The organism is Rhizobium beringeri (genome assembly GCF_004306515.1).
Lineage (GTDB): Bacteria > Pseudomonadota > Alphaproteobacteria > Rhizobiales > Rhizobiaceae > Rhizobium > Rhizobium beringeri.
Window position 1 is genome coordinate 3,585,697 of the sequence record NZ_SILG01000001.1, and the last position, 14,047, is coordinate 3,599,743.

18 protein-coding genes are annotated in these 14,047 nt (G+C 61.4%); 9 read left to right on the forward strand and 9 right to left on the reverse strand.

Features of this window, described 5'->3' with window-relative positions:
- Positions 1-4 precede the first annotated feature (4 nt).
- From ELH03_RS17985 to ELH03_RS18000, 4 genes are read right to left on the reverse strand one after another with little or no spacing between them, the layout of a single operon-like run.
- Positions 5-517, reverse strand: a complete 513-nt coding sequence (locus tag ELH03_RS17985) for a chemotaxis protein CheW (protein WP_018243494.1) — start codon at positions 515-517, stop codon at positions 5-7.
- Positions 514-2,556: a chemotaxis protein CheA gene (locus tag ELH03_RS17990; RefSeq protein WP_130766557.1), complete on the reverse strand. Its 2,043-nt coding sequence runs from the start codon at positions 2,554-2,556 to the stop codon at positions 514-516. Before ELH03_RS17990 ends, ELH03_RS17985 begins: the two co-directional genes overlap by 4 nt.
- On the reverse strand, positions 2,553-2,921 hold the full coding sequence (locus ELH03_RS17995; RefSeq protein ID WP_128402892.1) for a response regulator: 369 nt from the start codon (positions 2,919-2,921) through the stop codon (positions 2,553-2,555). Before ELH03_RS17995 ends, ELH03_RS17990 begins: the two co-directional genes overlap by 4 nt.
- Entirely contained in the window at positions 2,918-3,247 is a 330-nt protein-coding gene (locus tag ELH03_RS18000) for an STAS domain-containing protein (protein WP_130766558.1), read from the reverse strand. The genes ELH03_RS17995 and ELH03_RS18000 overlap by 4 nt, the downstream gene beginning before the upstream one ends.
- A 339-nt stretch (positions 3,248-3,586) precedes the next feature.
- On the opposite strand from ELH03_RS18000, the gene ELH03_RS18005 reads away from it, so the two are divergent.
- The gene (locus ELH03_RS18005; RefSeq protein WP_130766559.1) at positions 3,587-5,329 is read left to right on the forward strand and encodes a methyl-accepting chemotaxis protein; all 1,743 of its coding nucleotides are present in this window, start codon (positions 3,587-3,589) and stop codon (positions 5,327-5,329) included.
- Between the two features lie 15 nt (positions 5,330-5,344).
- On the opposite strand, the gene ELH03_RS18010 is transcribed toward ELH03_RS18005, so the two are convergent.
- Positions 5,345-6,427 (reverse strand): tetratricopeptide repeat protein, encoded by a 1,083-nt coding sequence (locus ELH03_RS18010; RefSeq protein WP_130766560.1) that lies wholly within the window; start codon positions 6,425-6,427, stop codon positions 5,345-5,347.
- 10 nt (positions 6,428-6,437) lie between these two features.
- Positions 6,438-7,091, reverse strand: a complete 654-nt coding sequence (locus ELH03_RS18015) for a thiamine phosphate synthase (protein WP_128402888.1) — start codon at positions 7,089-7,091, stop codon at positions 6,438-6,440.
- Positions 7,092-7,198: 107 nt separating this feature from the next.
- On the opposite strand from ELH03_RS18015, the gene ELH03_RS18020 reads away from it, so the two are divergent.
- Together ELH03_RS18020 and ELH03_RS18025 are read left to right on the forward strand one after the other, a co-directional pair.
- On the forward strand, positions 7,199-7,963 hold the full coding sequence (locus ELH03_RS18020; RefSeq protein WP_027683166.1) for a sulfite exporter TauE/SafE family protein: 765 nt from the start codon (positions 7,199-7,201) through the stop codon (positions 7,961-7,963).
- Between the two features lie 67 nt (positions 7,964-8,030).
- The gene (locus tag ELH03_RS18025) at positions 8,031-8,291 is read left to right on the forward strand and encodes an ArsR/SmtB family transcription factor (RefSeq protein WP_003542830.1); all 261 of its coding nucleotides are present in this window, start codon (positions 8,031-8,033) and stop codon (positions 8,289-8,291) included.
- Positions 8,292-8,497: 206 nt separating this feature from the next.
- On the opposite strand, the gene ELH03_RS18030 is transcribed toward ELH03_RS18025, so the two are convergent.
- Positions 8,498-8,671 (reverse strand): YdcH family protein, encoded by a 174-nt coding sequence (locus ELH03_RS18030; RefSeq protein ID WP_003542831.1) that lies wholly within the window; start codon positions 8,669-8,671, stop codon positions 8,498-8,500.
- 228 nt (positions 8,672-8,899) lie between these two features.
- Here ELH03_RS18030 and ELH03_RS18035 point away from each other — a divergent pair, with 228 nt between their 5' ends.
- The 6 genes from ELH03_RS18035 (at position 8,900) to ELH03_RS18060 (ending at position 12,897) form a co-directional block, all read left to right on the forward strand.
- Positions 8,900-9,103, forward strand: coding sequence for a YdcH family protein (locus ELH03_RS18035; protein ID WP_017968168.1), 204 nt, complete (start codon positions 8,900-8,902; stop codon positions 9,101-9,103).
- A gap of 18 nt (positions 9,104-9,121) precedes the next feature.
- Positions 9,122-9,616, forward strand: a complete 495-nt coding sequence (gene purE, locus ELH03_RS18040) for a 5-(carboxyamino)imidazole ribonucleotide mutase (RefSeq protein WP_011653459.1) — start codon at positions 9,122-9,124, stop codon at positions 9,614-9,616.
- Complete coding sequence (locus ELH03_RS18045; protein ID WP_130766561.1) at positions 9,613-10,689, forward strand: 5-(carboxyamino)imidazole ribonucleotide synthase; 1,077 nt, start codon at positions 9,613-9,615, stop codon at positions 10,687-10,689. The genes purE and ELH03_RS18045 overlap by 4 nt, the downstream gene beginning before the upstream one ends.
- A 163-nt stretch (positions 10,690-10,852) precedes the next feature.
- On the forward strand, positions 10,853-10,978 hold the full coding sequence (ykgO, locus tag ELH03_RS18050) for a type B 50S ribosomal protein L36 (protein WP_003566454.1): 126 nt from the start codon (positions 10,853-10,855) through the stop codon (positions 10,976-10,978).
- Positions 10,979-11,090: 112 nt separating this feature from the next.
- A complete protein-coding gene (locus tag ELH03_RS18055; RefSeq protein WP_128402886.1) occupies positions 11,091-11,726 on the forward strand; it encodes a tetratricopeptide repeat protein in 636 nt (211 codons plus the stop codon).
- A 121-nt stretch (positions 11,727-11,847) separates the two neighbouring features.
- Positions 11,848-12,897, forward strand: a complete 1,050-nt coding sequence (locus tag ELH03_RS18060) for an alpha/beta fold hydrolase (protein WP_128402885.1) — start codon at positions 11,848-11,850, stop codon at positions 12,895-12,897.
- Here the strand turns inward: ELH03_RS18060 and ELH03_RS18065 are convergent.
- Together ELH03_RS18065 and ELH03_RS18070 are read right to left on the reverse strand one after the other, a co-directional pair.
- Complete coding sequence (locus ELH03_RS18065; RefSeq protein ID WP_130766562.1) at positions 12,849-13,652, reverse strand: SDR family oxidoreductase; 804 nt, start codon at positions 13,650-13,652, stop codon at positions 12,849-12,851. The genes ELH03_RS18060 and ELH03_RS18065 overlap by 49 nt on opposite strands.
- Positions 13,649-13,978 carry a nuclear transport factor 2 family protein gene (locus ELH03_RS18070; RefSeq protein WP_128402883.1) on the reverse strand — a complete coding sequence of 110 codons (330 nt, stop codon included), beginning with the start codon at positions 13,976-13,978 and terminating at the stop codon, positions 13,649-13,651. The genes ELH03_RS18065 and ELH03_RS18070 overlap by 4 nt, the downstream gene beginning before the upstream one ends.
- Between the last annotated feature and the right edge of the window lie 69 nt (positions 13,979-14,047).

The window sequence follows — 14,047 nt, forward strand, 5'->3', positions numbered from 1 at the left end:
AGCGTCAATTAGCGGCTCCCGCCGCGTCGTGCCTCGATGAAAAAATCGCCTGCAGATTAGGAAGAATGATGAATTCTCCGCCCCTCTTCACCAGGCAGTTGATGTAGTCGGCGCGCCAGCGCATGCCGATGCTCGGCGGCGCCTCGCTCGCGGACTTTGCAAGTGTCGTCACCTCGTTCACCTTGTCGGTTCTGAGGCCGACGAGCGTCTGCTCGCCCTGCAGGTCGATCTCGATGACGATGATGCGGCTGTCGATTGTTGCCTCTGCTGCTTCCATCCCGAAGGCGAGACGCAGGTCGGCGAGCGGAATGACCTTGCCGCGGAAGTTGATGACGCTGGCGACGAAGGGCTGGCTGCCCGGCACCGCGGTCTCCGGAAGCAGGTCCAGGATTTCCTGGACGATGACCGCTTCCAGCGCGAAGGTTTCGCCATTGAGATCAAAGGTCAGGACCTCGACTTCCTCGGCATAGCTCCAGTGATTGTCGAATCGTTCGGCTGTTGCTGCTGTTGCACTCATCCTGCTACACGCAATTGCGCCTCCTGTTGCTGACCCGCGGCAACCAGGTGCCCGACGTCGAGAATGAGAGCGACGCTGCCGTCGCCGAGAATGGTGGCGCCCGAGAAGGTCGCAACGTTATTGTGCAATTTCGACATCGACTTGATGACCGTCTGGTGGTCGCCGATGATCTGGTCGACGACGAGGCCGACGCGCTCCGTGCCGGTCGAGATGACGACGACCTTCTGATGCACGTCGGGCTTGGTGCCGGTGCGGAAGAGGTCGCGCAGGCGCAGGAACGGCACCAGGCTGTCGCGCAGCGAGATGAAGCTGCGGCCGCGCGAGCGGAGATCTTCCTCGAGCGACAGTTCGAGGCATTCCTCGACCGCCGAGAGCGGGATGACGTAACGGCCGGAACCGACGCGCACCAGCAGGCCGTCGATGATGGCAAGCGTCAGCGGGATGCGCAGCGACACTTCCGAACCCTGTCCCGGCACGCTGACGATGTCGATCGCGCCGCGGAGCGCTTCGACCGTCTTCTTGACCACGTCCATGCCGACGCCGCGGCCGGACAGATTGGTGATCGCTGCTGCCGTCGAGAAGCCGGGGGCGAAGATCAGCTGCAGCAGCTCGGAGTCGGAAAGCGGCTGGCCGGGCTGGATAAGGCCGGAGGATTCGGCCTTGGCGCGAACCCGTTCACGATTGATGCCGCGGCCGTCGTCCTTGATCGAGATGATCACCTCGCCGCCGGCCTGGCGGGCCGAAAGCGTCACCGTCCCGGCTTCGGTCTTGCCGGAGGCAAGGCGATCGGCGGGCGTTTCGAGGCCATGATCGATCGAGTTGCGCACCAGATGCACCAGCGGATCGGCCAGACGCTCGATGACCGTCTTGTCGACTTCGGTGCTCTCGCCCTCCGTCACCAGCTCGATCACCTTGCCGGTCTCGCGGGCGAGATCGTGGACGAGGCGGCGGAAGCGGGAGAAGAGGGTGGCGACCGGCACCATGCGCAACACCATCATCGTGTCGCGCAATTCGCCGGAAAGGCGTTCGATTTCTTCCGAGACGGAGCGCAGCGCGATATCGGCACTGGCGCTGGCGAGCTGGCTGAGGCGCGATTGCGCGATGACGAGCTCGCCGACGCGGTCCATCAACTCATCGAGACGTTCTGCCGGAACGCGGACATTCTCGGCCGCCTTCGCCTGGCTGACGGCGGCGGGCACCTCGCGCTTGGCCGGAACCGCCTCGACAGGACGGAATTCCGGGACGGCGGCGGCCGATGTTGCAGCGACAGGGGCAGCTGCAGCCTTTTCCTCGACCGGAGCGGCGGTTGCCGCTGCCGTGCCGCTGATCTCCTCGACGCTGAGTTCCATATCGTCGAGCACGAAGATGAAGACGTCGTCGATCGCCGAACGGTCCTGCTCGCTGGTCAGCGTCACGTCCCAGGAAATATGGAGCTCCGTCGGAGCCAGTTCGTCGAGGGGCGGAATGGCCGAGGTATTGGCGTGCACGCTGCATTCGCCGAGATCGCGCAGCTCGTCCAGCAGGCCGAGCGGGTTGGTGCCGTTGGCCATCGAATTGGCGGGCAGGCTGAAGCGGATGCGCCAGCTGTTCTTCTTCTTCGCCGGCGCCTCGCGCCCGGCCGCAGTCGTAGGAACAGCGGCGGGCGCTGCTGCAGCCGCCGCTTGCTTGCCGCCGACGGCAGCCTGCAACTGCGCCAGAAGCTTATGCCCGGTATCGCCGTAGTCGGCGTCCGGCTGGTCGACGAGGGCACGCATATGGTCCTGGGCGGCGAGAACGGCGGCGACGAGTTCACTGGTCGCCGCGACCTCGCCCTTGCGGACGCGGTCGAAGGCTGTTTCGCAATGATGGGTGAAGGCGGCGAGCGCCTCGAAACCGAACATCGCGCCGGAACCCTTGAGCGTGTGGAGCCCGCGGAACACGGCGTCGACGAGATCCTTGTTGTCGAGCTGGTGGGTCAGGTCGAGAAGACCGGCCTCGATCGCTTCGAGGCATTCGGCAGCTTCCGTGCGGAATACGGCGACCGGATCGAGCGTACTCATCGTCCGAGAACCTTCTTCACGATCTTCACCAGACTTTCCGGGTCGAACGGCTTGGTCAGCCAGCCCGTCGCGCCGGCGGCCTTGGCGCGCGCCTTGAGGTCGGCGTCCGATTCCGTCGTCAGGAAGATGATCGGAACGCCGGCCTGCGCCGGCAGCTTGCGCAGTTCCTCGATCATCGTCAGCCCGTCCATCACAGGCATGTTCAGATCGGTCACGATCAGATCGAAGTTGCTGCCCTTGGCGGTCGCGAGGCCCTCTGCCCCATTGACCGCCTCGGTGACGCTATAGCCGGCATTGGTCAGCGTGACCTTGGTGGTCAGACGAATGCTGGCGGAATCGTCGACGGTCAGGATATTTGCACTCATAACGTCACCTCTTTATGCAACCAGAAATTTGCGTCTTCTTGATCGAAGGATTCGATGAAACCTGCGCGTTCAAGTACCTTCAAGACCGAGCCATTGGCCGGAGAAGAAAGCTTGAATGTCTTTCCCCTGGTCTTTGCTTGACGACGCGAGGATTCGATAAGTTGAATGAAACTCAGATCCGCTTCCGCACCTTCTGGAATGCTGACAATGATTGTATCACGGCTATGAAATTCATAATTAAACTTGGAATATAGTTCGGTCACGTTACGGATGCTGAGCACGTCTGGCAAATTTATAGATTCGTAATATTGTTTCTGAGTATCCAATGCAGCCTCCTGGGCCAGTAAATACTTGACGACCCTAAAAGGACTCTCACGGCAGCGTTAATGCGGGGTAAACAGCGGTTGTAGGAAACTGCCGTATAGCGCATTCCGCGACTCCCAATTCTCATCCGGGATAAGTTGTATTTTTTTCTCAAAATTTAGAAATAAATAAAATAAAAACAATATGTTGAATCATCAAGGCGAGCGTTGGGCTTTCACCGACACGCCATCAACATCTTTCGTTAATCACAACGCTGGCGAGTCCGGCGCGTTTACCGGACGTTTCCATCCTGCCCGTAAAAATAGAGTCGAATTGCCTGGATTTTAAGAAAAGGTATAAAAGTGGCACACGCTCTGGTATCGCCGAACGCTGCAGCCTACACATCAGGACGGGACATCAGCCAGACCCTGGAATCCGCCCGCGGCCAGGTCGAGGAACGTTTCCTCGAAGGCGGCACCGTGCTGCTGTCGGTGATGGATGTCCTCAACCGCTTGCTGAACTCGCTCGAGAGTGTCACCACGACGCTCGACAACAAGGAGGCGAGCGACACCAGCGCCGATCTCCGCGCCACGGTCGAGAGCCTGACGGCGCTGCCGGTCACCGAGGAAAACCGCCAGCAGGCGCTCGTCTCGCTGGCGCATACCGGCAGGGAGCTGCGCAAGCACGTCTCCGACATGCAGGAAACGATGCGTTATCTCAGAACCTTCGCCGTGACCGTGAAGATCACCGGTGCCGGCCTTGCCGAATTCGCCGGCTTCGCCCAGGAGATCCTGGAGCGCATCTATTCCGGCACCGATGAGGTCAACCGTTTCGCCACGCATCTCGACAGTCTCGATAAGGAGGTCAAGCTCGCCACCTCCTTTGGCGCCAGCGTTTCCAAGGGTTATGCCGATACCGTTCCGGCCGTCGCCGGAGCCCTGCGCGATGATGCCGCCAAGATCGCCCAACATCGCAAGGATCTCGGCGTCATCGCCCGCGAGGTCGGCGCGATTGCGCGCGCCGTCCAAAGCAAGGTCGCCTCGACGCTATCTGCCCTGCAGATCGGCGATATCACCCGCCAGCGTATCGAGCATGTACAGGCCACCTTTTCGCTGCTTGAGGATTTCTTTGCCGGCGAGGATGGCGCCAGACTCGACGCCGGCGCCCGTCAGCGCCTCCAGAACGTCATTCACCATCTGACCGCAGCGCAGATGAGCGACATGTGCGCAAATTTCCAGCGGGATTCTGAGAACGTCGTCAAGACGATCGCGAGTTTCGACCACGACATGCGAGAGATCCTCAAGCTGCGCGATCAGATGAGCGGTCAAAGCGACGAGGCCGGCGGCAACTTCATGCGCGCGCTGGAATCCAGCGTTTCAGCCGCCCACGAAATCGTCAAACAGGTCGACACCGCAAGCCGCCAGGCCGATCAGGTGAGCCAGTCGACGATCGGCACGGCCGCCAAGCTCTCCGAAGCGATCGGCAACATCCGCGCCGTCAAGACCGACATTCACTATATGGCTTTGAATACCAACCTGCGCTGCAGCCGCCTCGGCGAGGAAGGCAAGTCGATCAACGTCGTCACCGCCGAGCTGCGCATCTTCGCCGGCAAGCTCGACGATTCCGCTGACGCCATCGTCACCGGTCTGCCGGCGCTCGAAGCCGCGGCCGGGCGCGTCGCCCCCGCCACGGATGCCGGAGCCGGCGGCCTGGGGGAAAGCCTGACGTCGGCCGTGGTCAACATCCGCACTGCAGCCAACGTGATGGAAAACGAGTTGAAGGTGCTCGCCGAGAACGGTCGCGAGGTCGCCACCAAGATCAGCCTCCTGATCGGCAAACTCGATTTCCAGCATGATCTCGGCGAAGTCCTTGCCGGCTGCGCCGATCTGCTCGAAGGCGTCGCCGGCACCGATATCGCCGATATCTCCGATCTCACCGAGACGATCGCGCCGCTCGACCGCAAGATCTTCAAGCACTACACGATGGTCCAGGAACGCAACATTCATCGCGGCATCATTCCGGCGAGCGAGGACAGCGCGCCCGCTCCCGCCGAGACCGCCAAAGCCGAAAACGACGAGGATCTTTTCGCCGACGCGCTTTTCTAAGTTAGGATAGGGTCGCTATCGCCGCCGGAACTTGTTGGCGGCTTCGATCGCCGCCTTCTGCTGGTCGTCCTCAATGCCGAGATAGAAATCCTCGAGCGACGGATCGGCAAGCCCGGCACGCCGAGACAGCACGTACCACTTCGCCGCTTCGATCGGATTGGGCGGCGTGCCGATGGCGTTGATGTAGAGATGAGCGAGCTTGTTCTGCGCGGCGACATTACCGCCATTGGCGGCAAGTTTCAGCCATTCGAAACCCTTGACGTAATCCTTCGGCCCACCGACGCCGTTGACCAGCCAGATGCCGAGATCGAGCTGGGCGGTGTCGAAGCCGGCGCGCGCCGCACGTGCCATCCATTCGCGCGCGAGCTGCTTCTTTTCCTCAGGCAGGTCCTTCAGCGTCGCATAGATCTGCGCCACGGCATATTGCGAATCGGCAATTCCCTGCTCGGCCGATTTCTCGTAGAACGGCAGCGCAAGCTTCAGTCCCTTCTCGCCGGGATTGTCGGCGATGAGAAGCTGCGCCCAGTTGAATTCCGCCGAAGGATTGCCGCCCTCGGCCGCCTTGCGCATGTAGTCGTCGGCCTTGACCTTGTCACGCGGCACGCCCTCACCTTCCATCAGGATCAACGCATATTTGAACATCGCCGCCGCATCGCCGCCTTCGGCCGCCTTGCCGTACCAGAAGGCAGCATTCTTCACGTCCTTCTTGACGCCGAGACCCTGCGAGAGGATTTCGCCGATCAGCGTCTGCGCCGCCGGATCGCCGAGCTGGGCGCGCGGCAGCGCCTTGTCCATTGCCGTCAGATAATAACCGCGCTGGAAGGCGCCGTAGGCTTCGTCGATCGGCCCCTTATAATCCTTCTCCGGCGGCAGATCCGGCAGCTTCGCGCCCATGCGGTCGAACACACCGACGCCATCGGAGGGCCCCACGTCCGGGCCGGAGGGCCGGTCGGTGCGGAAAGTCGAAGCCGGCGCCGTGCCCGGCTGGCTGATGACGCTGTCCGGCGCCTGCGCCAAGGCGACATTCGGCCCGGCCGCAACGAGGGCGGCCGTGCTGGCAAGGATATATTTCAAAAGGCGGGCGGGCGGGATCGGCATGAGCGCGATTTCAATCCTCAAACCGTGGCGCTTTTTCGTCAAGCAACGCATTGATTTCGGCGACGACTGACGGCGCCCGGGCGGGCTCGCCGAAGACCGCCAGCCGCAGCGCCACGAACTCCGCTCCAGTTTCGGCGACGGCGAGCGCCGAGGCCGGATCAGTGCCGCCCATGACGATGCAGGGGATCTCGATCATCGAGGCCCACCATTCGCCGAGCGCAAGGTTCTTCGGATGCGCCTCCGGCTTGATATCGCCGTCGAGCTTGCCGAAGAAGATATAGTCCGGCCTGACTTCGCCGATCTCCAGCGCATGGTGCCGGTCGGCCGCGTTGCCACCGCCGACGATCAGCTTCGGCGCATGTTTGTCGATCGCTTCCGAAAGCGCCCCGGCATTGCTGGAAAGGTGCAGACCATCGGCCTTTGCCCGGCCTGCGACACGGCTGTCACCTGCAATCAACGCGGCTGCTCCAGCATTCTGGATCAGCGGCACCAGCTTTTCGGCATGTTTCTGGAAGGTGCCGTCGTCGAGCCCGTATTGCGGCACGATCACCGAGGCGACATCGCCGCCCTTCAGCGCATCGGCGACGATCTTTGCCTGTTCGTCGGCATCGGCGATATCAGGCACGATGAGCACAAGGCGGCAGCGATTTTCCGGTTCGGTCATGAGGTCTTTCCGTTTCCGGCGAATTCCCCTTCGAAATGAGAGATCCGCACTCGTTTTGTGTGAGTAGTTCCGTTAGACGAGGCTTGCAAGAGGAGGACGTCGAAAGCATGCCGCAGGATTTGTCATTCTACTACGCCGCCGTGCCCGCCGTTCTGCTGGTGGGCCTCGCAAAGGGTGGCATGGGCGACGCTTTGTCGCTGATCGGCCTGCCCTTCCTCGCCCTCGTCGTCTCACCGGTCGAGGCGGCGGCCATCCTGCTGCCGATCCTGGTCTTCATGGACATGATCTCGCTCGTCATCTGGCGCAAACATGGCGACTGGGCGACGTTGAAGATCATGCTGCCTGGCGCCATCTTCGGCATCGCGCTGGGCTGGGCGACCTCGGCCCTGGTTCCGGGCAACATGCTGCGCATCGTCATCGGCGCGGTGACCATCCTCTTTTGCCTGCGCTATTTCTGGAACAATTTCGGCCCGGGCGCCGGCAAGGTGATCCCACCGCGCGGCCAGCGGCCGGTGGCCGCCAGCCTCTGGGGGACATTTTCCGGTTACGGCAGCTTCGTCGCCCATGCCGGCGGTGCGCCCTTTCAGATCTATGCCCTACCGCTCAAATTGCAGCCACGCGAATATACCGGCACCAGCGTGCGCTTCTTCGCGATCCTCAACGCCATCAAGCTGATCCCCTATTTCGCGCTCGGCCAGCTCGACACCCAGAACCTTGCGACCTCCGCGACGCTTCTGCCCTTTGCCCCGCTCGCCACCATCGCCGGCGCCTGGTGCGTGCGCCGCATGAGGCCACAGATCTTCTATCCTTTCATGTATGCGATGGCGCTGATCGCCGCCTTTCTGATCGTGCGCGAGGGCCTTGGCTGGTAGAAACCACGGCACGCTGCAATGCACAATTTCCTTGCTGGCGCGGCCGGTTTGACGTAGCGTTCCCGCCATGTCGAACACGGACCCTTTCTCTGCGATTGCCGATCCGAACCGGCGGTTTCTGCTGGAGGAATTGCGTCGCGCGCCACGGACGGTCAATGAGCTCGCCGAAGGCCTGCCGATCAGCCGCCCTGCTGTTTCGCAGCATCTGAAGGCGCTACTCGACAGCAATCTCGTCTCCGTGACCTCGGAAGGCACCAAACGTATCTATACGGTCAACAACCGCGGCTTCGACAAGCTCAATTTGTGGCTGGATCAGTTCTGGGCCTGATGCATGTTCCCATGAGATCTGGGGACATGATGCGAATCATAAGAACGCGATGTGAGACGTGGCGGACCCAAAAGCGCCAGCCACGATGCCGGATGCATCGGACTGGCGCAAATCTGGTGTCAAATCACCGGTTCTTGCTAATTTTTGGCGGAATGGATGGATTTACCTTGTTGCGCAAGATGATCGCCCGGCGACCCTTGGGAAGATTAGTGGACGGATGACTTAAGACGCTGAATCTCGTCCTTGATGCGCAGCTTGCGGCGCTTGCATTCGGCAAGTTCCGTATCGGAAATAGAGGGAGATGTTCTGAGCGCGTGCAACTCCTCCTCGAGAGCAACATGCTTTTTCTGGAGTGACTCAAGATGAGCTTGAACAGTCATATGACCCTTCCTTCCTCTTTACCCTCCCCGGCCATCATCGTCGGGGATCAAGGTGTCAACGGCCGGACTGTGACATATTTTTGAAGGCTTGTCGAAGGCCAAAAGATGGAGACTGGATGGCAATTTCATGATCAAGACTAACTAGCCGTTACCTGTATTTGGTGATAGGAGCTTGCGGAAATCATCGGCAGATCGGACAAGGTCCAGGGACGGTAACGGGGAATGCATATGGCCGATCAGGAACAGGCGGAAATCAGGCTCACTGTGGCGCGTCTGCGTCAGGAGCACGAGGATTTCGACGCCGCGATCAACGCCATGATCCAGACCGGATGCGATGCTCTGCGGATCCAGCGTATGAAAAAGAAAAAGCTCGTCATCAAGGACAGGCTCTCCAAGCTGGAAGATCAGATCATCCCTGACATCATCGCCTGAGAGGGAATAGCAGCAACGATGACAGACAGACCACCCGTCGCCATCATCATGGGCAGCCAGTCCGACTGGGAGACCATGAAAAACGCCGCCGACACGTTGGAGGCGCTAGAAATCCCTTATGATGCGCGCATCATTTCGGCGCACCGCACAGTGGACCGGTTGGTCAATTTCGCCAAGGGCGCACGCGCGGAGGGCTTCAAGGTCATCATCGCCGGCGCCGGCGGCGCTGCCCACCTGCCGGGCATGACCGCCGCGATGACACCGCTGCCGGTTTTCGGCGTGCCGGTCCAGTCGAAAGCCCTGTCCGGCCAGGACAGCCTCCTTTCCATCGTGCAGATGCCGGCCGGTATACCTGTGGGCACGCTCGCCATCGGCAAGGCCGGCGCGGTCAACGCCGCCCTTCTCGCCGCCGCCGTGCTCGCCCTTTCCGACGAAGAAATTGCCGACCGGCTCGACGAATGGCGCGAGCGCCAGAGTGCTGCCGTCGCCGAATACCCGATGGACGACCTATGACGGCAAGAACGATCGGCATTATCGGCGGCGGCCAGCTCGGCCGCATGCTGGCGATTGCCGCCGCCCGGTTGAATTTTCGCACGGTCATCCTCGAGCCGCAGGCGGACTGCCCGGCCGCCCAGCTCGCCAACCGGCAGATTACCGCCGCCTACGACGATCCGGCGGCACTGGCTGAACTCGCCGATATCTGCGATGTCGTTACCTACGAATTCGAAAACGTGCCCGTCACAGCCGCCGAAAGGCTCTCGGCGAGCGTATCGGTCTATCCGCCACCGAAGGCGCTGGAAGCCGCCCAGGACCGCCTTGTCGAAAAGCATTTTCTCAATGACTGCGGCATATCAACCGCCCGCTTCCACGCGATCGACAGCCAGGCCGATCTCGAGACGGCACTGAAGGATTTCGGCGGCCAGGGCGTGCTGAAGACCCGCCGTCTCGGTTATGACGGCAAGGGCCAGAAGGTTTTCCGCTCGGCCAGCGACAGCCCGGATGGCGCCTATGCCGCGCTCGGCGGCGTGCCGCTCATCCTCGAAAGTTTCGTCGCTTTCGAGCGCGAGGTCTCGATCATCGCCGCGCGCGCCACCGACGGGACGGTCGTCTGCTTCGATCCCGCCGAGAATGTGCACCGCAACGGTATCCTCCACACCTCGACGGTTCCCGCCGCGATCTCTGTAGCGACGGCGGACGCCGCGCGCCAATCGGCCGAAAAGATCCTTGCCGCGTTGAACTATGTCGGCGTCATCGGCATCGAATTCTTCGTGCTTGCCGATGGCGGCCTGATCGCCAACGAGATGGCGCCGCGTGTGCACAACTCCGGTCACTGGACGGAAGCCGCCTGCGTCGTCAGCCAGTTCGAGCAGCATATCCGGGCCGTCGCCGGCCTGCCGCTCGGCAGTGCCGAGCGCCATTCCGACTGCATCCTGCAGAACCTGATCGGCGACGATATCCTTGCCGTTCCCGACTGGTTGCGGCGCCCCGACACGCTGGTTCATCTCTATGGCAAGACCGAGTGGCGCCCCGGCCGCAAGATGGGTCATGTCACCACCTTGACGCCGAAATCGCTGGTTTTGGCCTGAGAAAACACCCTTGTGCCTTTGGAAAAACACCTTCATGTGGTTGACACGGAAAAGGTGACGAGTTATCTGCTCCCCACCTAAACAGCGCGCCCGATGGCGCGCTTTTGATTGTTAAAGATACGGGCGAATGTGAATTCCCCCATAGAGATCGCGGATCAGAAAAATGAAGATCAAGAATTCGCTCAAGTCGCTCAAGGCTCGTCACCGTGACAACCGTCTGGTTCGCCGCAAGGGCCGCATCTACATCATCAACAAGCTGAACCCGCGCTTCAAGGCTCGTCAGGGCTGATTTCGCGCGGCCGGATCGCCTTGCCGCGTGAGCTTGCGCCGGCAGATATATCCGGTGGGTCGCTGCGGCGATCACGTCAAATTTGTTTGATCTTCGGCGTTGGCGGGCTAATATGTCCGCCATGCGCTTTTTTGCTTTGACGTCAGCGGCACTGCCGCTCGCCCTCATCCTGCTCACCTCCCCCTTTTCGGCCGCCGCCGCGGAAAACCCGGCTGCCGCCACGAAAAAGGATGTCATCGTCGAGCAGACGGATGTCAACGGTTCGCCCAAGCAGCACCTCGACCAGCTCTTCAGCCAGTTGAAGCGTGAACGCGACCCCGACAAGGCCAGTGGCATCGCCAATGAAATCCGCATGGAATGGAACGATTCTGGCAGTGCCACCGTCAATCTGCTGATGCAGTGGGCCGACAAGGCGATCGAGGAAAAGCGCAATCCCGCTGCCCTCGATTTCCTCGATGAGGCGATCGCGCTGAAACCCGATTATGCCGAAAGCTGGAACCGCCGCGCCACGCTGAATTTCGTCATGGGCAATTACCGCAAGTCGATGTCCGACATTGAACGTGTGCTCGATCTCGAGCCGCGCCATTTCGGCGCGCTCTCCGGCATGGCAGCGATCCTCAGCAATTCCGGCAACGACCAGCTGACCTTGAAGGCTTGGGAGCGTTTCCTCGATGTCTATCCCGCCGAACGCACCGCGCAGGAACAGGTCAACATGCTTGCAGAAAAACTCGCCGGCAATCGCACCTGATTCCCGGGCTAATATCTTGACGTCGGATCGTGCCGCGCAATTTAAAGCATGGAATCCAGAGGGAACGATGTAGCGGTTTGTCCGCCCGCAGGTCATCCCGCAATTGTCGTTCGTTGAGATCATGCTTGCAGAAGTTTCCGCTCTTCTCGCCCCGCTCGCCGCCGCCATCGGTTACTCATCCTATAAGGCGCGGCAATTCGAACAGGCTTATCCGAATATCGGCGAACTGACGGATGTCGGCGGCTACCGCATGAATGCCGTCCACATCGAGCGTCCCGAAAATGCGGATCTTCCGGCATTGGTCTTCATTCACGGCGCCAGCGGCAACCTGCTCGATCAGGTCGTCGCCTTCCGCGCCGCACTCGAAGGCCGGGCAGAAATGCTGTTCGTCGATCGTCCCGGCCATGGTTATTCCGAGCGCGGCGGCCCCGAGAACGCCGTCCCCTCCGGCCAGGCCGATGCGATCGCCAGGCTGATGGAAAAGCGCGGTATCGAAAAGGCGATCATCGTCGGCCATTCCTTCGGCGGCGCGATCACCGCCGCCTTCGGCCTGCGCCATCCTGACAAGACCGCCGGTCTGCTCTTCCTCGCGCCGGCCACCCATCCCTGGCCGGGCGGCATCGACTGGTATTATCATGTCGCGACCGTGCCGGTCCTCGGCTGGCTCTTCAACCATGCGATCGTCGTGCCGCTCGGGCTGAGCCGGCTGGAGCGCGGCACGCTGAACGTCTTCCGTCCCAATCCGCGCCCGGCCGATTACATTGAAAAAACCGGTCCGTCGCTCGTATTGCGCCCCAGCGCCTTCCAAAACAACGCCGCCGATTTCAAACGTCTGCTCGCCTATGTGAGGGAGCAGTCGCTGCTCTATTCGCAGATCACCGCTCCGACCGTCATCATAACAGGCGACAGCGACGAGATCGTCTGGGAACACTTGCACTCGCGCGGCCTTGCCCGCGATATATCAGGCTCAGAACTCATCACCGTCAGCGGCGTCGGCCACAAGCCGGATTATCTCGCGACCGACGTCGCCATCGCCGCCATGGAGAAGATTGCCGGCAAGCCGCGCGACCTGCAAGCGATCGCCCGCAGGGCCGAAGAGAGGCTTGCCGCCTCTTCACGCGATCAGACGGTCGGAACCGTACCGCCGTCGATCGTATATTCGGCGCCGTGAATGAAGGCCGCACGCGGCGACGCCAGAAAAGCAACAAGTTCGGCCACGCCGTCGGGGCGCCCCGGCTTGCCGAGCGGAATGCCGCCGAGCGAATCCATCAACATTTGCCGGCCGCCCTCCTCATCTGTGCCCGCCTCGTCGGCGATGCGCTGGATCAACGCCGTGGCTGCCTTCGTTTCGATAAAGCCCGGTGCGATAGTATTTACTCTGACGCCCTTCGGTCCAACCTCCTTCGATAGCCCCTTGCTGTAATTCGAAAGCGCCGCTTTCGCCGCCGCATAGGCAAGTGTCGCCTCGTAGAGCGGCAGCCGCCTCTGGATCGACGATACATGGATGATGACGCCATGGCCGCGCTCGATCATGCCGGGCAGAAAGGCCCGGTCGAGTCGCACCGGCGTCAGCAGGTTGGCGGCGATATCCGCCTGCCAATGTTCGTCGGCAAGGGCTGCAAAGCCACCGCTCGGCGCCGACGATCCGCCGACATTATTGATAAGGATATCAAGCCCGCCGAATGCCTCGAACACCCGTTGGACGAGGGTCTTAACGCCGGCAGTGGTGCTGATGTCGGCTTGCACGAACAGATCAGGCGCCTGACCCTCCGGCAGCGACGAACGCGCCGTCGTCGCGACCTGGCCGCCGGCCGCCGAAAGGCGAGCAACGATCGCCTCGCCCATGCCCTTGGTGCCGCCGGTGACGAGAATGCGCTTGCCGGAAAATTCGTTCGGCTCGAAGGGGAATCCTGGAGCGATCGTCATGCGCCGATCTCCAGATGAATGATGGACTGGTCGTCGAGCGTGAAGTGATAATGAAGCGTTGCCGGGCTGCCTGGAAAATTGCCAGCCACGAGAGCGGAGACGATCGGCTGAGTCTCCGTCCCGGCCAGACCGGTAACCTCGACAGTCACGCCGTATTTGCGCGTCGTCTTTTCCATCCAGCCGCGGATCGCCGCATGGCCGTGCATGTCCTCGCCCTCGTCGCGCACATCTGCGTCCTCGCCAAAGGTCGAAAGCATGCCATTTATGTCCTTGCGGTTCTTCGCAGCGAAATAGGTCGCCAGCGGTTTCGGGAGTTCTATAGTCATGAAAGATCCTCTCTTCTTGCCTTGGAAAGAGGATGGCGATAGGCTTACGAAATAACAAGAACCTACAAA